This window comes from Gluconobacter sp. Dm-74 (assembly GCF_018256135.1).
Taxonomy (GTDB): domain Bacteria; phylum Pseudomonadota; class Alphaproteobacteria; order Acetobacterales; family Acetobacteraceae; genus Gluconobacter; species Gluconobacter cadivus.
This window is the reverse complement of record NZ_JAERLX010000003.1, coordinates 124,473-141,532: the sequence shown is the minus strand read 5'-3', so window position 1 is coordinate 141,532 and position 17,060 is coordinate 124,473. Positions and strand designations below refer to the sequence as shown.

Annotated in this window: 16 protein-coding genes and 1 riboswitch; of the genes, 7 read left to right on the top strand and 9 right to left on the bottom strand. The window is 61.7% G+C overall.

From position 1 onward, the window contains the following. Positions 1 to 51: 51 nt before the first annotated feature. From JK208_RS06175 to JK208_RS06160, 4 genes are all read right to left on the bottom strand, one after another. Positions 52 to 1,572, bottom strand: coding sequence for an efflux transporter outer membrane subunit (locus tag JK208_RS06175; protein ID WP_249201978.1), 1,521 nt, complete (start codon positions 1,570 to 1,572; stop codon positions 52 to 54). Next, positions 1,569 to 4,679, bottom strand: coding sequence for an efflux RND transporter permease subunit (locus JK208_RS06170; protein WP_211574949.1), 3,111 nt, complete (start codon positions 4,677 to 4,679; stop codon positions 1,569 to 1,571). Before JK208_RS06170 ends, JK208_RS06175 begins: the two co-directional genes overlap by 4 nt. Positions 4,680 to 4,697: 18 nt before the next feature. Next, complete coding sequence (locus JK208_RS06165; protein WP_211574947.1) at positions 4,698 to 5,834, bottom strand: efflux RND transporter periplasmic adaptor subunit; 1,137 nt, start codon at positions 5,832 to 5,834, stop codon at positions 4,698 to 4,700. 260 nt (positions 5,835 to 6,094) lie between these two features. Beyond that, positions 6,095 to 6,892 (bottom strand): OmpW family protein, encoded by a 798-nt coding sequence (locus JK208_RS06160; RefSeq protein WP_211574945.1) that lies wholly within the window; start codon positions 6,890 to 6,892, stop codon positions 6,095 to 6,097. A 271-nt stretch (positions 6,893 to 7,163) separates the two neighbouring features. Here JK208_RS06160 and JK208_RS06155 point away from each other — a divergent pair, with 271 nt between their 5' ends. Then, positions 7,164 to 7,760 (top strand): helix-turn-helix domain-containing protein, encoded by a 597-nt coding sequence (locus tag JK208_RS06155; RefSeq protein ID WP_194261319.1) that lies wholly within the window; start codon positions 7,164 to 7,166, stop codon positions 7,758 to 7,760. Between the two features lie 72 nt (positions 7,761 to 7,832). Further along, positions 7,833 to 8,288 carry a hypothetical protein gene (locus JK208_RS06150; protein ID WP_211574943.1) on the top strand — a complete coding sequence of 152 codons (456 nt, stop codon included), beginning with the start codon at positions 7,833 to 7,835 and terminating at the stop codon, positions 8,286 to 8,288. A 44-nt stretch (positions 8,289 to 8,332) separates the two neighbouring features. Here JK208_RS06150 and JK208_RS06145 read toward each other — a convergent pair whose 3' ends face one another. Further along, entirely contained in the window at positions 8,333 to 9,796 is a 1,464-nt protein-coding gene (locus JK208_RS06145) for a deoxyribodipyrimidine photo-lyase (RefSeq protein WP_211574941.1), read from the bottom strand. 179 nt (positions 9,797 to 9,975) lie between these two features. Between JK208_RS06145 and JK208_RS06140 the strand changes: the two genes are divergently transcribed. The 5 genes from JK208_RS06140 (at position 9,976) to ribH (ending at position 13,976) form a co-directional block, all read left to right on the top strand. Then, positions 9,976 to 10,164 (top strand): entericidin A/B family lipoprotein, encoded by a 189-nt coding sequence (locus JK208_RS06140; RefSeq protein WP_099285974.1) that lies wholly within the window; start codon positions 9,976 to 9,978, stop codon positions 10,162 to 10,164. A gap of 157 nt (positions 10,165 to 10,321) precedes the next feature. Further along, a riboswitch (FMN riboswitch) is annotated at positions 10,322 to 10,479 on the top strand. A gap of 116 nt (positions 10,480 to 10,595) precedes the next feature. After that, positions 10,596 to 11,630 carry a bifunctional diaminohydroxyphosphoribosylaminopyrimidine deaminase/5-amino-6-(5-phosphoribosylamino)uracil reductase RibD gene (ribD, locus tag JK208_RS06135; protein ID WP_249201977.1) on the top strand — a complete coding sequence of 345 codons (1,035 nt, stop codon included), beginning with the start codon at positions 10,596 to 10,598 and terminating at the stop codon, positions 11,628 to 11,630. Continuing rightward, positions 11,612 to 12,250: a riboflavin synthase gene (locus JK208_RS06130; protein WP_211574939.1), complete on the top strand. Its 639-nt coding sequence runs from the start codon at positions 11,612 to 11,614 to the stop codon at positions 12,248 to 12,250. The genes ribD and JK208_RS06130 overlap by 19 nt, the downstream gene beginning before the upstream one ends. Next, the gene (ribB, locus tag JK208_RS06125; RefSeq protein ID WP_206034331.1) at positions 12,247 to 13,500 is read left to right on the top strand and encodes a 3,4-dihydroxy-2-butanone-4-phosphate synthase; all 1,254 of its coding nucleotides are present in this window, start codon (positions 12,247 to 12,249) and stop codon (positions 13,498 to 13,500) included. The genes JK208_RS06130 and ribB overlap by 4 nt, the downstream gene beginning before the upstream one ends. Continuing rightward, positions 13,497 to 13,976, top strand: a complete 480-nt coding sequence (gene ribH, locus JK208_RS06120; protein ID WP_194267238.1) for a 6,7-dimethyl-8-ribityllumazine synthase — start codon at positions 13,497 to 13,499, stop codon at positions 13,974 to 13,976. Before ribB ends, ribH begins: the two co-directional genes overlap by 4 nt. Positions 13,977 to 14,000: 24 nt before the next feature. On the opposite strand, the gene pqqE is transcribed toward ribH, so the two are convergent. The 4 genes from pqqE to pqqB are packed head-to-tail and all read right to left on the bottom strand — an operon-like array spanning position 14,001 to position 16,982. After that, complete coding sequence (gene pqqE, locus JK208_RS06115; protein ID WP_211574937.1) at positions 14,001 to 15,071, bottom strand: pyrroloquinoline quinone biosynthesis protein PqqE; 1,071 nt, start codon at positions 15,069 to 15,071, stop codon at positions 14,001 to 14,003. Beyond that, the gene (gene pqqD / locus JK208_RS06110) at positions 15,068 to 15,355 is read right to left on the bottom strand and encodes a pyrroloquinoline quinone biosynthesis peptide chaperone PqqD (protein WP_211574935.1); all 288 of its coding nucleotides are present in this window, start codon (positions 15,353 to 15,355) and stop codon (positions 15,068 to 15,070) included. Before pqqD ends, pqqE begins: the two co-directional genes overlap by 4 nt. Next, positions 15,352 to 16,071 carry a pyrroloquinoline-quinone synthase PqqC gene (gene pqqC / locus JK208_RS06105; protein ID WP_062027332.1) on the bottom strand — a complete coding sequence of 240 codons (720 nt, stop codon included), beginning with the start codon at positions 16,069 to 16,071 and terminating at the stop codon, positions 15,352 to 15,354. The genes pqqD and pqqC overlap by 4 nt, the downstream gene beginning before the upstream one ends. Then, on the bottom strand, positions 16,068 to 16,982 hold the full coding sequence (gene pqqB, locus JK208_RS06100; protein WP_211574933.1) for a pyrroloquinoline quinone biosynthesis protein PqqB: 915 nt from the start codon (positions 16,980 to 16,982) through the stop codon (positions 16,068 to 16,070). The genes pqqC and pqqB overlap by 4 nt, the downstream gene beginning before the upstream one ends. Positions 16,983 to 17,060 lie beyond the last annotated feature (78 nt).

The window sequence follows — 17,060 nt, the reverse complement described above, 5'->3', positions numbered from 1 at the left end:
CTTATCGACGTTGGGCCTTTGGCGGGTTTCAGGGCAGAGCCCTGAACACTCTCACCAAGGCACCAACGACTTCCCAAGCGCCTTCTGGGCCTCTGGTGTCATGCCCATGTCATTCCGGTTCCACCATCCTCCACCGAGAGACTGGAACAGCCCAACGCTATCGGAGAAGCGCGCACCCTCGGCCTGAACATAGGCCAGACGCGCCTGCGCATCTGTCTGCTGGGCCTGCAGCAACACAAGCTCGCTGACATCTCCCAAACGCAACTGCCCACGGGCAATCATCATGCTCTGCGTCGTGGCCTTCAGCAGCTCCTCGTCGGCCTTCAGGGCATCGGCATCGAACGTGACGGCATGCAGACTGTCCGCCACGTCCTGAATGGCGGACAGGACGGTGGCCTTGTAGGTCTCGTTGGCCTGGAGCAGGTTGTCGCGCGCCTGACGCTCGGCGTGCAGGAGCGAACCACCCTGAAAGATCGGCTGCATGACGGTCGCGGCGATCGTCCAGTTGCCATAACCGGGCTTGAAGAAATCGCTCATCACGCCCACGGCCTGCGCCGGTGTGGCGCTGAGCTGCACGTTCGGAAGACGGTTGGCGATGGCCACACCGATCTGTGCGCTGGCAGACTGGATCTGCGCCTGAGCGGCGCGGATGTCGGGGCGCTGGTTCAGCAGGTTAGCCGGCAGCGAGACCGGGAGAGTCTTCGGCAGGGTGAACTGTTCTAGACGAAACTCGGGCAGCGGCGTGTTGGGCGTCACGCCCACTAGAACCGCCATCTGGTCCCGCGTCTGCGCCAGCTGAAGGCTCAGACCGGGCAATGTCGCCTCAAGCTGGGCCACGGAGGCCAGCTGCTGCGCCATGTCCTGCCGGGATGCGTTTCCAATTCCCTGCTCGGCCGTCACCGTCTTCAGAACGGCGCGCTGGCTGCGGATCAGTTCGTTCGTGGCGTCGATCTCGGCGCGGATCGTGGCTTCCTCGATCGTCGCATTCACGAGATCGGAAATCATGGTCAGCGCGGTGGCTTCAAGCTGGAACTTCTGGAGATCCGCCTGCGCTCCGGCGGCCTCGATCGCGCGACGCGTTCCGCCCCACAGATCCGGCACATAACCAATATTCAGCTGCGCGGTGTGGACGTTATAGAGCCACACATTCGAGTTCGGAACGGGAGAGTAGACCTTGGACGTCTTATTCCGCGTCGGGTTGAACGAAGCCGAAAGCGTCGGGTACAGGCCCGCACCCTCGATCCGTCGCTGCTCCCATGCGGATTTCAGCCCCTGCTGCATGGCGCGCAGCGACTGGTTGTTGGCCAGCGCCTGATCGACGAGCGCATTCAGGGACGGATTGCCGAACACCGTCCACCACTGGCCCGGAATATCCACGCCGGACTGGAACTGCTGGGGCACGGTCGCGCCCGCAACACCATGCCCGGCGGTCGCGGTCAGGGGCTGGCCCTCATAAGCCGCGTTCTTCGGCAGGTCCGGGCGATGGAAATCCGGGCCGACCGCGCAGGCGGAAAGCGCCGTCAGACACAGCAGAAACGACGCACGGCGCGACATCATGGAGCGCATCGTCATGATCCGGCTCCCTCTGAGGCAACTTGCGGACGCTTCTTCGCATCGCGGCGTTCAACCCACATTTCAAGCTCGCTGAAATAGACCGGCAGGGCAAACAGCGTCAGCAGCGTGGCGATCCCCAGACCGCCCACCACGACCGTCGCCAGTCCGCGCTGCACGTCCGTGCCCACACCCGTGGCAAGAGCGGCCGGGAGCATACCAGCCGTGGCCACTGTCGCGGTCATAAGCACCGGACGGAAACGCTCGGCAGCTCCGGCGATGGTGGCGTCGCGCACACCCAGACCTTCCACGCGATGGCGGTTGATACTGGCAATCATGATGATGCCGTTCTGCACAGCCACACCGAACAGCGCGATGAAGCCCACGGCGGTCGCAATATTGAGTGTCTCGCCGCGCACATGCAGTGCGATCAGACCGCCCAGCGTCGCCAGCGGCACGACGCTGAGAATCAGCAATGCCTGCCGGATCTTGCGGAACTCGGCAAACAGCAGGACCAGCATCACTGCGAACATCACGCCCAGCGCAATCATCAGGCGCTTCTGGGCCCGTTCTTCCTGCTGGAAGGAGCCAGCCCATTCGAGCGTATATTTTTCCTTGTCGAAATGCAGTTGCTGGTCGATCCGTCCCTGCGCATCCGCCAGATACTGCGACAGCGGACGCTTGCCGTTATCCACGCGGATGGTGACCTGACGATGGCTCATTTCGTGAGCAATGTTGCTCTCGCCCATATGCAGCCCGACATGCGCGACCTGCGATAGCGGAATATAGGCGCCTTCCGCATCCAGAAGGGGGATCTGCGACAGGGACTGCATGTCCTGCAAATCCTTGCGGCGGATATGGAGCGTCGCGTTATAGAAGCGGTCCCCCACATAAACGGTCGTAATCGGTGCATCGCCAATGGCGTTCGACACGACATCGGAAATATCCGATATGCTGATGCCATAACGCGCAGCAGCCTGACGATCGGCCACCACCTCAATCTGCGGAATGCGCGGTTCCTGAAAGATCGATGCTTCCGTCGTGCCCGGAACCTGATGGAGAATATCCACGATCTGCTGCCCGATGCGGCGCAGTTCCTGAAAATCGTTGCCATAGACGCGCAGGACCAGCGGGCTGTGAGCACCGCCGACCAGATCGCTCATATTGTCCTGGATCGGCTGGCTGATGCCGAAATCGATCCCCGGAATCTGCGACAGACGCCGACGCAGACGTTCGACGAACTGCGCCTTGGTCTCGCCTGAAGGCCACTGATCATACGGCTTGAGACCGACCGGCATTTCAATATGCGACGGCGTCCAGGGGTCGGTTCCGTCGTCCGAGCGTCCAAGCTGCGTAATGGCATAGGACGTTTCGGGGAACTCGCGGACTGCATGGCGCAGTTCATTGGCAATGGACTCGCCCTTCTCCAGCGAAATGCCGGTCGGCATCTGCACCTGAAGCCAGAGCGACCCTTCATCCAGATCCGGCAGGAATTCACGCCCGATGGACGCCCCAAGGAACACGACCGCAACCATCGCCGCAACACCGGCGCCATAGGCGATCAGCGGGCGGTCGATAAAATGGCCAAGCAGGCGCGTGTAATGCGCATGCAGCCATTCCAGCGGGCGGTTGTGCCAGATGTGCTTGGGCTTGCGCAGGGCCAGATAGGTCAGGGCCGGAATGAGCGCCAGGGCGCAGAGCAGCGCGCCCAGCAGTGCAAAGCTGACGGTGTAGGCCATCGGGCGGAAGAGCTTGCCCTCGCTGCCCTCGAAAGCAAAAAGCGGGCTGTAGGCCACGATGATGACGAGCGTGGACGAGAAGATTGCCCGCCCCGCACGCTGCGCGACCGGCAGAACCTCGACGGGATCCAGCGCCTCGGTCGGGCGCTCCTCGCGGATACGGAGGATTGTCTCGGTAATGACGATGGCACCATCCACGATCACGCCGAAATCAATAGCGCCGAGCGAAAACAGGTTCGCCGACATCCCGAAACTGTGCATCAGCACGAATACCACTGACAGCGCGAGCGGGATCGTCACGGCCGTGACAATGGCGCTGCGCGGACTGCCCAGGAACAGCGTCAGGATGACACCCACGAGGACGATGCCCTCGATCATCGTTTCCGTGACTTTATGCGTCGTGGAGAGCACGAGATGGTCACGGTCCATGTACGGCACGATGCGGACATGGCTGGGCGCAAGCTGCTGCTGGAGCTTCGCGATCGTAGTGTGAAGGCCATCGAGCACGAGCGAGGGGTTTTCCCCGCTCAGCATCGTCACCACACCTTCGATCGTATCGGGATTGCGGTCCTTGCCCAGAATACCCTGCCGGACCTGATGGCCAAACTGGACGCGCCCCAGATCTTTCACAAAAACCGGCACGCCGCCATGGCTGGCAACGACGATATTCCCCATATCATCCAGATTATGGATCATGCCGATCCCACGGATGATATAGGACTGCTCGCCTCGGCTTACACGCCCACCACCCGCATTGGCGTTGCTGTTGCGAATGGCGGTCAGCACGTCTTCGAGGCCGACATGATAGCGTTGCAGCGAATCAGGATCGAGAACGAGCTGGTATTCGCGCGTCAGACCGCCGAAATTGTCCACATTGACGACACCCGGCACGCGCTGGATCGCCGGAATGATGGTCCAGCGCTGGAGATCGGACAGCTCCATCAGGTTCTTGTCGTCGGATTCCAGCGTATAGCGATAGATCTCGCCGCTCGGCCCTGAAATCGGCCCCAGCGACGGCATGGCGCCATTGTTCAGCGGATTGTTGGCAAGCTGCGTCTCGACGAGCTGACGCGCCGCATAGACATTCGTGCCTTCACGGAAGATCAGCGTAATGAGCGACAGGCCGAACGTGCTGGTGGAGCGGCTGTCCGTCACGCCGGGAACACTGGCCAGCGTCCGCTCCAGCGGGATCGTGACCTGCTGCTCCATTTCCTCGGCGGCCAGACCCTCCTGCTGGGTCGTGATCGACACACTGACCGAGCCCAGATCCGGATAGGCCTCGACCGGCAGGATCTTCCACGAAAGACCACCGAGAAGCGCCAGAATCAGGGCGGAAAAGAAAACGATGTTCCGGTGGTTGAAGCACCAGGAGATGAAACGCTCGATCATCAGCTCAGGGCCACCGGATCAGTCATCGTTCAGGAGAATGGCACCGCTCGTCACGACGCGTTCTCCAGCAGAAATGCCCTTGAGCACACGGACGTTTTCACCTTCATCATAGCTGATGGTAATGTCGCGCCGCTGGAAGGTGTGGGGCGCTGTTTCAATGAAAACCGACACCTGATCGTTGTTCATCAGAAGAGCGGCCTTGGGGATGATGACCTCACTGGGCTGCGGAATGTTCAGGGTCGCATTCACATACATGCCCGGACGCAGGGCGCCATCGGCGTTGGGACAGGCGACATAGGCATTGACCCGGCGCGTATCAATATGAAGTGCCGGGTCGAAACTGATGACCTCCCCCGAACAGGTCCGGCCCGGAAACTCGTCGAAAGTGACGGACAGGACGTTGCCTTCACCGATCTGCGCCAGATTTTCCTGCGGAATGGCAGCAGCAACCCAGACCTGCGACAGGTCCAGAACCGTCATCTGGATCGCGGTCGGATCGGTGATGTTTTCCCCCGGCGCCATGATCGTCGTGGAGACGACACCATCGACGGGAGACACGAGCGGTGCCTGCCCCTTTGCGGAATAGCCGGGCCGCGCGCCCAGAACCTGAAGCCTGCGCTGCGTGCGCTCGGCTTCCGCCTGTGCCTGCGTCAGATCGTTACGGGCGGCTTCGATATCCTTGACGGCATTCCCCCCGATCGCCTGAACGCCCTGCGCGCGGGCATAGGCGCGGCGTGCGAAATCCAGAGCGGCCCGCGCGCGGGTATCGTCAGCCCAGGCCTGATCCAGATCACCGGCAGCAATCGTGGCCAGAACCTGTCCGCGCTGCACATGCTGGCCCAGATGGACCAGAACATCCGTAATCCGGCCCGCGACCGGGGCATACACATTCACCTGCCGGTCGGGTTCCGTCATCACCTGTGCGGGAAGCAGAATGCCGTGATCACGCGAGACGCTTGTGGCGGCCTGTATCGTCAGACGCTTCTCAAGCGGACTGCCTTCCCGGACGACAAGACCGTTCTTCGACTGCGTCACCATAGGAGGTTCGGTCGCTGCAACAGTCGAATGCGGGGATCGGAATCGCAGAACGACGACGAGAAGGATGGTCAGGCACAGCAGACCAATGGCCCACGCGCCGACGCGGGTAACGCGCATGCTGATAGAAAACCCCGTAACTCTGTCAGGACAGACGTCCCGTTTTGACTGAAACGTCTGGACAATGACCTGTCGGCCAGCATTCGGACGTTTTCATATCCCATGGAAGGACGCCAGACGTCACATACGGAAACGAAAAGATTTTTGCACTGACGGAATGGCCGGATTGCAAAAGTTTTATGTGATTGCCACAAAAATGCAAAAAAGCGGCCCTTCGGAGAAAGGCCGCTTTCCTGATACGCCAGTTTCTGACCCGAAGATCAGAAACGGTATTCGATACCTGCGCCAACGACGGTCGGGTCGAGGGAGTCATGCGCCGTGATCTTCGTGGTCTCGGCATTGTTCTGCGCCCAGGCATGGACCCGCATGAACATCTGCTTGACATCGAAGTTGAAGAACCAGTTGCCGACAACCTGATAGTCGAAACCGACATTGACGGACGGGCCACCCGTCACACCGATATTGAGCTTCTGCGTGAGCGGACCACCAGCAGGGGACACGTTATGGAACCAGGCCAGCGTCGCGCCAACACCCACATACGGGTTGAAGCGCTTGTGCGGACGGAAGTGCCAGGCAAACGTAACAGTCGGCGGCAGAACCCAGGCGCTGCCCACATCAACCTTGCCCAGACCCGGAACGCCTTCAGCAGCGATCTCATGACGCGTGCTGGCAGCAATCAGATCGACCGAGACATTGTCCGTGAAGAAGTATTCGAACGTCAGCTCCGGCATGACCTGACGCGTCGTCTTGACGCGACCGCCAAGATGCGCGCCGTTCAGTCGCAGGCTGCTGTCACGATCTTCCGGCATCACGCCGAGGGCGGACAGACGAACGATGAAGTCGCCCTTGCCCAGCCCGATGCGGGTGTTGGCACAGGTCTGGAACAGGCCGCAATGGCCGGAGGCAGGCGCATGGATGTTTACGGACGGCACGGGAGCCGCCGTCATGGGCGCACTGACCGTAGCCTGGGGAGCAGGAGCAGGAGCAGTGACCTGCGCAAACGCGGGAGTTGCAACGGCGCCGACTGCGGCGGCCAGCGCGAAAGCGTTAAATTTCATCTGGAATTTCCATCACCATTCGTTGAGCCTCACAAAGCACTCCTCCCCTCCCATCACCTTGACCTGAATCAAGTCTGGTAAATTATGTGGTAGTGTGGCTGAAAGTCTTCAGGCTGCGCTCAGCACAACGGGAACAGGATTCATCATGTCTGCGTCACATACTCCAGAAGATGTCCATGATCGTTGCGCCCATTGCGTAGGGCGACGTCTGAGTGTGTGCAGCAGCATTGACGACTGTGATCTTGCTATTCTCGCCAACGAGTCTTCACGAATGACCGTTGCCGACGGTCGATCCTTTATAGAAGAGGGCGCACCGGCCAACGATTTCTTTGTCGTGACCGGAGGCAGGGTCAAGCTCTTCACCCTTCTGCCGGATGGACGACGCCAGATTACCGGCTTTGCAGAAGGCGGACACTTCCTCGGACTCGCCGCCTCCACCAGCTATGCTTTCGGGGCCGAAGCCCTCGGCGGGGCCACGCTCTGCCGCTTCCCCCATGCCGGCATGCAGCGCCTGACCGAACGCTTTCCCAGCCTTGAACACCGCCTGCGCGAAGAAGCCTCCCGCGAACTCGCCCTGATGCAGGCCCGCATGACCCTGCTGGGCCGCAAGACCGCCCGCGAACGCGTGGCCACCTTCCTGATTGAACGCTGCCAGCATCTGGAAAAGCCCGACCTGTCCCGTCCGGTCGAACTCGACCTGCCCATGCCCCGGACCGATATCGCGGATTATCTCGGACTCACTATTGAAACGGTCAGCCGGATCCTCAGCGCCTTCAAAAAAGAAAAACTCATCAGTATCCGAAGCATTACCCACATCACATTACTGATGCCGGAACGGATATCGACGATCGCAGAAGGCATGGAATAGGCCCCTTTTCAAAAAGCCACATTCCCGCCATCAGGACGCTCTATGTTTTACTGATCGTTTACAGGAGATGTCATGATTTTCATTCCTTTCCCCCGCACGATGCTTGCTGTCGGACTGATTGCCGGAGCCGTTTCCCTTGCTCCGCAGGCTCATGCGGCAGACACCACGGCATCCAGCGCCTGCCAGCAGACTGGCCAGAATGATGTCATCGGACGTCTGGCACAGCGGGAAGACTGCCTGAACAGCAAGGTCCAGAACTACCAGAAGCAGTCGCAGGACGCTCAGGCCGCGCGCGAAAAGCGGATTCAGGACCTGAAGGACAAATACACGAACGCTCCGGCCAACGAAAAGGCACGCCTTCAGAAGCAGATCGCTGGCGAACAGTCTAAGCTGACCAACCTGCGCGATCAGGAAAATCAGCGTCTGCAACAACTCAAGAATGCCCCGCAGGAACAGCGCAACCGCCTCAACGCTCTGGGCAGCAAAACCCGCGGCGATGTCAGCAATTTCCTGAACGGCGGTCTCTGATCTGGTCGCTCCGGCCCCTCTCGCGGGGCCGGAATTTCAGGGCGTCAAAGCGCCCTGAAGGCCTGAAGGGCACGATCCCGCCCGTCTTTCAGATCGACGATGGGGCGCGGATAGGTCTTGCCCAGAATCACTCCCCCCTGCCGCAGATCCGCCTCCTTTGCGGCCCAGGGCTCGAACAGCGTCTTTCCTGACAGACGACGCAGTTCAGGCACCCACTGGCGGATATAATCGCCATCCGGGTCAAACTTTTCAGCCTGTCGCGTCGGGTTAAAAATCCTGAAAAACGGCGTGGCTTCGATGCCCGTCCCCGCGACCCACTGCCAGTTCATGGCATTATTCGCAAAATCCGCATCTACCAGCGTATCGCGGAACCACGCCTCCCCTTCCTTCCAGTCGATCAGCAGATGCTTCGTCAGGAACGATCCCACGATCATCCGCGCCCTGTTATGCATCCAGCCGGTCTGCCAGAGCTGACGCATCCCCGCATCCACGATCGGCACCCCCGTCTGCCCGCGCTGCCACGCCTTCAGATCTGCGGCACTGTTCCGCCAACGCATCCCGGAAAATTTCGGGCTGAGGTTTTCAAACGGCAGTTGCGGCAGGTGATACAGCGTGTAGCGGGCAAATTCCCGCCATCCGAGCTCTGACAGGAAAATCCGCGGGCCATCCGTATGTGCCCCATGCGTCTGCAACGCCGCCCAGACCTGACGAGGTGAAACCGCACCGGACGCAAGATAGGGCGACAGACGCGACGTTCCTTCCTCCGCCACCCTGTCCCGACCCCTCGGATACTCTGCCACGACATCTTTCAGAAAATCCTCAAGATGCTCCCGCCCTTCCGTTTCCCCCGGTTCCCAAGTCTTTCGGAACCCAGCCGCCCAGTCCGGAGCCTGCGGACAGAGATCCGCTTCATTCAGCCGTTTATCCGGCAGAACAGAGTCCGGAACGTCCTGGAACGAGAGCCCGTCCGGCATTCCCAGCGGCTCCGGTACGGTGTGCGTCTGGAGCGCTTTCCAGAATGAACCGCAGACTTTATAGAATCCGCCCTGCTTCGTGCGCACAGTGTCCGGATCGAGCAGAACCGTTCCCCAGTGCGCCCAGACCTCACAGCCCTGCTGTTCCAGAGCCCGCCGGATCCGATCGTCCTGCGCCCGTTCGCGTTCATGCAGACGATGGTGCCAGTGCACTGAACCCGCATCCATGTGTTGCGCAAGCTGCGGAAGCAGATCCTCGGCAGACCCCGCAAGCGTCAGCAACGTCCCCCCCCGGCGTTCTAGGTGTGCCCGCAGATCGGCCAAAGCCCCATGAAGCCACCACCGCAACGCCGCTCCAGCCGGATGCAGGGCCGGGGTCACGTCATCAAGAACATACACACAGATGAGCGGCCGACCGGACGACGACGCCTCATGCAGCGCAGGATGGTCCGCCAGACGCAGATCGTCCCGAAACCAGACGATGGCTGGCCGGGTCTGCCGGGGGGAAGAAGATTGGGTCCGGGAACGGGGCATGGATCCTCACAAAAAGGGGAAATTCTTCATAAAGCGCCCCACAGCGCCATTCGTTCAGAACGAATGAAACGACTTCAATCCGGACCGGAGAGAGCCCAAAAAAATTTCTCCCAAGGCCGCGAACCATTGTCATGAAATGTCGTTTAGATGGCGAAACGCTCTTTAAGAGGATTTTCTTCATGTCCACCAAGTTCATTGCACGTATTGCCCTTTCGCTGGCCCTGCTTTCGGGTTCAGCTGTCACGCTGTCTGCCTGCAACACCGTGCGCGGCGCTGGTCAGGATGTGAGCTCCGTCGGTCACAACGTTACCCGCGGCGCAACCGCCACGCAGGGCGCGATTGACCGTCACACGGGCGTTTCCCCCTGATTTTCGCGAAAACCCCACTTCGGGCTTTCAGAACCGCCGGTCCCCGACCGGCGGTTTTTTTGTATCGGCACGTTCTGACTGCGGCTTCGGAAACAGGGCTGTGTAGATTTTTGCTTGTCATTCCTGTCCGGACGGTTCCATAGTTCGAATTGAACACAGACGTTCTCAGGGCGGGGTGAAACTCCCCACCGGCGGTATTGGCGGATTTCTCCGCCTCAGCCCGCGAGCGCCTTCCGGATTTCGATCTGGAAGGGACAAGCAGATCCGGTGAGACTCCGGAGCCGACGGTCATAGTCCGGATGGAAGAGAACGCAGCACTTGTCCGGTCACGGGCAGGTTGGGCACGTGTCGCCCCGCCTGTTTTCCGTTCCGGCTGAGGGCGGCGTGCGCCTTGCGGACGTCCCGATCGTAACGGGACCAGAAGACGCAACTTGCCTGACCAGACCACCCTTTCCGACACAGTAGCACCGAGCGCCATTCGCCACGGGTTTCGTGCGGCCATCTCACAGGCTGTCGAAACCTTTGGTGCCACAGCACCCAACCCGTCCGTCGGGTGCGCGCTGCTGGATGCGGAAGGTCGTGTCCTGACGATCGGCGTTCATCCACGCGCGGGGCAGCCCCATGCCGAAGCCATGGCTCTGGCGCAGGCCGGGGCAGCAGGCGTGCTGGATCAGGCACGGGTGGCGCTTGTCACGCTTGAGCCGTGCAATCACACCGGGCGCACACCTCCGTGCAGCGAAGCCCTTCGCAACAGCCCGGTTCGGGAGGTCTGGATTGGTGCAGCCGATCCGAACCCCCAGGCGTCTGGCGGAGCGGAGCGACTGCGCGAAGAGCCCGGCGCAAAACGCGTGGTCATGCTGGCGGACCGGCCGGACATGGCCGATCTGGCCCGCGACTGCCGCGCTCTTCTGGCGCCTTTCGCAAGCCGCGTCGTCCGGCATCGCCCGTGGATCAGCGTCAAACAGGCGCTGGACGAACATGGCTCCATGGTGCCGCCGCCGGGCCAGAAAACCTTCACCTCCCCGGCCTCGCTCACCCTCGCGCATCGCCTGCGCCGGGCGACGGACGCAATCATCACCGGGATCGGCACCGTTCTGGCGGACCGCCCGCGCTTCACAGTCCGGCATGTCCCGGACCACGAGGGCCGTAAACCGCGCCTTCTGGTCGTCTGCGACCGCCACGGCCGTCTTCCGGCAGACTGGACAGCCGAGATGACGCAGGCCGGGTTCGAGGTCCTTACCAGCCCCGACCTGCTCTCCGTCCCGGCCCTGCTGGCGGAGCGCGGCGCGAACTGGGCGATGATCGAAGCCGGACCGGCCCTGCTGGCCTCCGTCGCCGAGGCCGGACTGTGGGACGACTGGCTCACCATTCATAAAACTGCGGGTGCTGACCGCATCGATCTGAAATCGCGGGACGAAAGCCCGCTGCGACTGCTGAGGGAAAACGCATGTTCTCTGGAATCATAGAGCGTCTGGGCACAGTCCGCGCCGCCTCCGTCCGCGACAAGGCTATGGACCTGACCGTAGAGACCGGCTTTCCCGATCTGGAACTCGGCGAAAGCGTGGCGGTCAATGGTGTGTGTCTGACGGTCGAGACTTTCGATGCGGCAGGCGTGGCCACCTTCCATCTCAGCGGCGAGACGCTCTCCCGCACGCCGCTGGACCAACTGAAAGCCGGATCACGCGTCAATCTGGAACGCGCCGTCGCGGCCAGCACGCGCCTTTCAGGCCATATCGTGCAAGGTCATGTGGATGGCGTGGCCACCCTCGCCAGCGTTGAAAAAGCCGGGGATTCCTACGCCCTGCGCGTGTTCGTCCCGCAAGCGCTGCGCCAGTATGTCGTGGAAAAAGGCTCCATCACTTTCGACGGCATCAGCCTGACGGTGAACGATCTGCATGACGGCATCATGCGCGGCAATCAGCCCGGCTTCGAAGTCGGCCTGACGATCATCCCGCACACCTGGGAGCACACCAACCTCTCCACGCTGTCGGTCGGAGACCGGATGGATGTGGAAGTCGATGTGTTGTCCAAATATGTCGAGAACCTGCTGCGGTTCTCCCCCAGCCTTGGAAAGGTGGCCTCATGAAGCCGTCCCTGAAAGCCGCCATCGAGGCCATCCGCGCCGGCGGCATGGTCGTCATGGTCGATGACGAAAACCGGGAGAACGAGGGCGATCTGGTCATGGCCGCGCAGTTCGCCACGCCGGAAGCCATCAACTTCATGGTTCGTGAGGCGCGCGGCCTGATCTGCCTGCCGCTGGAAGCCGAACAGGCGGACCGTCTGGCCCTGCCCCCCATGGTGGCCCGCAACCGCGACCCGCGCGGCACGGCCTTCACGGTCTCGATCGAAGCGGCAACAGGTGTGACGACCGGCATTTCTGCCGCAGACCGCGCCCGCACGATTGTCATCGCCGCCAACCCCGCGGCCAAGCCAGACGACCTCGTCTCGCCGGGACATATCTTCCCGCTCCGCGCGCATCCCGAGGGCGTTCTGGGCCGCAACGGTCATACGGAGGGGTCGATCGACATTGCGCGTCTGGCCGGGCTGGAGCCCGCTGGCGTGATCTGCGAAATCATGGCCGATGACGGCAGCATGATGCGCCTGCCGGAACTGCGAAAATATGCCGCCCGTCACAACATGCCCATCGTCAGCATCGCCGACCTTCAGGACTGGTGCCGCGAGCATGGACGTGGCGCCATCGCGGGCCACGATCTGATCTGCACGCCCGTTCCGGCTGCGGGCGAAATGGTGGCCGAATCTGCTCTCCCCAGCATTTTCGGCGGCCACGATCTGCGCATCCACGCCTTCCGTGCCGTTGATGGCGTGGAGCATGTCGCGCTGGTGAAGGGCGATCCGTCCAAGGGCGTGCCTCTGGTGCGTCTGCATTCGGAATGCGTGACGGGCGATGCGCTCGGCTCCATGCGCTGCGACTGCGGCGCGCAGCTTCGCGAGGCTCTGGAGCGGATTTCGGCATCGGAATCCGGCGTTCTGGTTTATCTGCGGGGCCATGAAGGCCGCGGAATCGGACTGGCCAACAAAATCCGCGCCTACGAGCTTCAGGATCATGGCATGGACACGGTCGAGGCCAACGAGGCCCTCGGCCTGCCCGCCGATGCCCGCGAATGGGATGCGGCGGCGGACCTGCTACGACATCTGGGCGTGAGTTCGCTCCGCCTTCTGACGAACAATCCGGACAAGGAATCCAATCTCGTCCGCTTCGGCTTTGACGTACAGTCCAGCGAGCGGCTGGAAATCGCAGCCAATCCTTTCAACCGCGCCTATCTTGCGACCAAACGCACACGGATGGGCCATTTCCTTCAGGAACAGCCGGCATGAGCAAACATATCCCCGTAGCCCCCGATCTGCGCCTTTCTCCCGCACCGAAAGTGGCCATCATCTCCAGCCGCTTCAACACGAGCATCACCGGCGGCCTGAAGAACGGCGCGCTTGAATGGCTCGAAGAGCGCGGCATCACCGATGTGGACGTCTATGACGCACCGGGCGCGTTCGAACTCCCCATTCTGGCCCAGCGTCTGGCCAAATCCGGCCAATACGAGGGCGTGATCTGCCTCGGCTGCGTCATCAAGGGTGACACCGCGCATTTCGAATTCATCTCGCTGGGTGCCACAATCGGCATCATGCAGGCCCAGCTTGCCACCGAAGTGCCGATCGCTTTCGGCATCCTCACGACCTACACCGAACAGCAGGCCGTGGACCGATCCCGCGCAGACGCCGAAAACAAAGGCCGGGAAGCCGCCGCAGCCTGTGTCGAGACACTGGCCTTCCTGCGCAACGTGCCCGCCCGCTCCTGATCCTTGCGGAAAAAGCGCCGCTTGTCAGAAACGCCGGTACACAAGCTCCGGCTTTTCTGACGCTTCCGCCACGGCCTTTTCCACACGGTCGTGAAACGGCGAGAGACTACAGACCGGGTCGGTGTTGGCGGCATTCCCCGTCAACGCCAGCGCCTGACAGCGACATCCGCCCCAGTCCTGTTCCTTGCGTTCGCAGGAGCGGCAGGGTTCGGGCATCCAGTCCGTCCCCCGGAACATATTGAACAGAGGCGAACAGTTCCAGATGTCCGACAGGGTCCCGTCCTGCACATTCGGAAACGCCACATCGGGAATGATCTCCGCCGCGTGACACGGCAGTACGCGCCCTGAGGGCGTGACATTCACGAAGCGCTGTCCCCAGCCGCCCATACAGGGTTTGGGCCGGTCCGCATGATAATCCGGCGTCACATAATCGACCGAGAGACCACCCTTCGCACGTTCCGCCTCAACGGCGCGTGTGGCTTCCTGAAGCTGCTCACGACTGGGCAAAAGCGCATCACGGTTTTTCAGTCCCCAGCCATAATACTGGGTATGCGCGATCTCCACCCGTCCGGCCCCAAGCTCCCGCGCCAGAGCAAACATCTCGGGAATACGGGCCACATTTTCCCTATGCACCACAAAATTGAGCGTCATTGGAATGCCGGACGCCCGGATGAGCCGTGCCGCTTCGATCTTTCGGGCCTGCGCCCCCTTGAGACCGCCAATCCGCTCGGCACCCGCCTCCGTCACGTCCTGAAAGGACAGCTGGATGTGGTCCAGCCCCGCCTTGTCCAGCGCCTCCAGCTTCGCCTCGTCAAGCAGGACGCCGGAGGTGATCAGGTTGGAATACAGGTTAAGCTTGCGTGCGAGAGACACCAGTTCGACGAGGTCGGGCCGGGCCATCGGCTCACCGCCGGAGAAATGAACCTGCAACACACCGAGTTCGGCGGCCTGCTCCAGCACGGAGCGCCAGCCGGCTGTGTCGAGTTCCGCCGCTTTTCGTTCGAGTTCAAGCGGATTGGAGCAATAGGGGCAGGAAAGCGGGCAACGATGCGTCAGTTCAGCCAGAAGGCTCATCGGCGGCGAAGGCAGTGTCATGTGTGCAGGACGTTCTTTTCTGTCAGTTCAGAAAGAAGCGCGAGGACATCCTTCGCGATGACCTCACGCGGGGCGGAAAATTCGTTTGCAAGCTGCTGGATGATGTCGCCGACGCTGCGCTCCCCATCCAGAAGCCGCAAAATATGCGGTGCGGAGCCCTCGATCACAAACGCTTTTTCAGGCGCCTGCACGATCCACAGGTCTCTCACGCGATCATGCTGAAGCCGATGGCCGCGCCCGAAGGAGAGGACCGCCTCCTCCGCGACACAGGACTGGTCCGTCATGGAACGAAAGCGCCCGGCGGGATGTGGCCGTCCACATAGGCATAATCGAGCGCATCCAGCATGGTCCACAGCACGGAGCACTTGAACTCCAGAGCTTCCAGAACCTCTTTCTGCTGTTCGGGCGTGCGGGCATTTTCGCGGACATAGGCCAGCGCGAAATCGGAATCCCGCGGGGCCTGCGTCAGACGGGGCGTAAAATAGGCCAGCGTCTTTTCCGACACGAAATCATAGTGCCGCAGCATCCCAGAGACGCGCTCGCTGATGATCGTGGGCGAAAACAGCTCCGTCAGCGAGGACGCGATGGCGGCCAGAATGGAGCGGTCCCGCACGAAGTTCACATAGGCATCAACCGAAAAACGCGTCGCCGGAAGCAGGCCGTCGAGGCTTTCCACATAGTCGCGATCCAGCCCCAGACCATCCGTCAGCATCAGCCAGCGCGCGACACCGCCCGTTCCGGGCTCCGTGCCGTCATGATCCTCGATCCGGCGGCGCCATTCCCGGCGCAGTTCCGCCGTAGGCAGACGTGCGAGGAGGGTCGCGTCCTTGGCCGGGATGCGGGCCTGATAATAATAGCGGTTCAGCGCCCACGCCTGAACCTGCGCGCGGTCGAGCTTGCCGTCATGCAGCTTGCGGTGAAAGGGGTGCCGGTTGTGGTACCGCTCGGCACCGATCTGCCGAAGCCTCTCTTCAAGCTGGTCAGGGGTGAGGAGCGTCATGGTGTGTCCAGTCTGAAAGTCATGCCGTCTTCCGCAACCGTCCATCCGGCGCGTTCGACACTTTTGCGTTCGGGGCTGTCTTCGAACAAAATCGGGTTGGAGTTGTTGATATGAATCAAGACCTTACGAGGTTTTTCGCACATCGTGAAACATTCAACGGGGCCGCCGGCGTCATTGACTGACACATGCCCCATCCGCTGGCCGCTCTTGGGACTCAGCCCGGCGCGGATCATTTCGTCGTCCCGCCACAGCGTCCCGTCGAAGAAAACGAGATCCGCCGCTGATACACGCTCCACAATCTCCGGCGTGATATGCGCGCAGCCGGGAATGAAAAGCAGCGTTTTCAGCCCGTCCGTTATGGATAGACCCAGCGTTTCGTCAGGCTTTGAGCCTGCGGCCTCTGCATAAAGCGGAGCCTTGCCCGGCACGGCGAAGGCCGTCAGCAGCAGCCCCGAGGGAATCCCGTCCTTATTCATCAGGGACATGGGTTCGTTGAGAAGCAGCGGGATGCGCGGCACGATCTCAGGGTCGAGCGCGCCGAACATCGGATTGTCCGCCAGTTGCCGAAGCGTCGAGTCGCTGCCCATCAGTCTGAAGGGTTCGCGCTCGCGCAGCGTCAGAAGCCCCGTGATGGCGTCGATTTCGCCGCAGGTCAGGACGACACCCTGAATAGGCGTTCCGCGCAGACTGCCCTGATGATGCAGGGCCGGGGTCTCAATGATCTGCTGGCGCAAATCGGGCGCGGCGTTGAGAATGAACCAGCGTTTTCCGTCGGCGCTGACGGCGATGGAGGCCTGGGTCCGGGCTTTCGCGCCCTGTCGCGTGCGGGCGGCCACACAGCCGGGCGCTGCGGAATTCCACTGCGGAAAACCGCCCCCTGCCGCCGCGCCGAGCACGATGACATCAATCATTTTTTACAAACCGTCTGAATCGGGTGCCCTGCGGCCCCCATGAATGAAAACGGCCGCTCCGAAGGGGAGCGGCCGTGC

What these genes read in the sequence shown, in the direction of transcription:
- JK208_RS06175 (WP_249201978.1), bottom strand. Translation starts at nt 1,572, where the DNA reads ATGACGATGCGCTCCATGATGTCGCGCCGTGCGTCGTTTCTGCTGTGT.
- JK208_RS06170 (WP_211574949.1), bottom strand. Translation starts at nt 4,679, where the DNA reads ATGATCGAGCGTTTCATCTCCTGGTGCTTCAACCACCGGAACATCGTT.
- JK208_RS06165 (WP_211574947.1), bottom strand. Translation starts at nt 5,834, where the DNA reads ATGCGCGTTACCCGCGTCGGCGCGTGGGCCATTGGTCTGCTGTGCCTG.
- JK208_RS06160 (WP_211574945.1), bottom strand. Translation starts at nt 6,892, where the DNA reads ATGAAATTTAACGCTTTCGCGCTGGCCGCCGCAGTCGGCGCCGTTGCA.
- JK208_RS06155 (WP_194261319.1), top strand. Translation starts at nt 7,164, where the DNA reads ATGACCGTTGCCGACGGTCGATCCTTTATAGAAGAGGGCGCACCGGCC.
- JK208_RS06150 (WP_211574943.1), top strand. Translation starts at nt 7,833, where the DNA reads ATGATTTTCATTCCTTTCCCCCGCACGATGCTTGCTGTCGGACTGATT.
- JK208_RS06145 (WP_211574941.1), bottom strand. Translation starts at nt 9,796, where the DNA reads ATGCCCCGTTCCCGGACCCAATCTTCTTCCCCCCGGCAGACCCGGCCA.
- JK208_RS06140 (WP_099285974.1), top strand. Translation starts at nt 9,976, where the DNA reads ATGTCCACCAAGTTCATTGCACGTATTGCCCTTTCGCTGGCCCTGCTT.
- JK208_RS06130 (WP_211574939.1), top strand. Translation starts at nt 11,612, where the DNA reads ATGTTCTCTGGAATCATAGAGCGTCTGGGCACAGTCCGCGCCGCCTCC.
- ribB (WP_206034331.1), top strand. Translation starts at nt 12,247, where the DNA reads ATGAAGCCGTCCCTGAAAGCCGCCATCGAGGCCATCCGCGCCGGCGGC.
- ribH (WP_194267238.1), top strand. Translation starts at nt 13,497, where the DNA reads ATGAGCAAACATATCCCCGTAGCCCCCGATCTGCGCCTTTCTCCCGCA.
- pqqE (WP_211574937.1), bottom strand. Translation starts at nt 15,071, where the DNA reads ATGACACTGCCTTCGCCGCCGATGAGCCTTCTGGCTGAACTGACGCAT.
- pqqD (WP_211574935.1), bottom strand. Translation starts at nt 15,355, where the DNA reads ATGACGGACCAGTCCTGTGTCGCGGAGGAGGCGGTCCTCTCCTTCGGG.
- pqqC (WP_062027332.1), bottom strand. Translation starts at nt 16,071, where the DNA reads ATGACGCTCCTCACCCCTGACCAGCTTGAAGAGAGGCTTCGGCAGATC.
- pqqB (WP_211574933.1), bottom strand. Translation starts at nt 16,982, where the DNA reads ATGATTGATGTCATCGTGCTCGGCGCGGCGGCAGGGGGCGGTTTTCCG.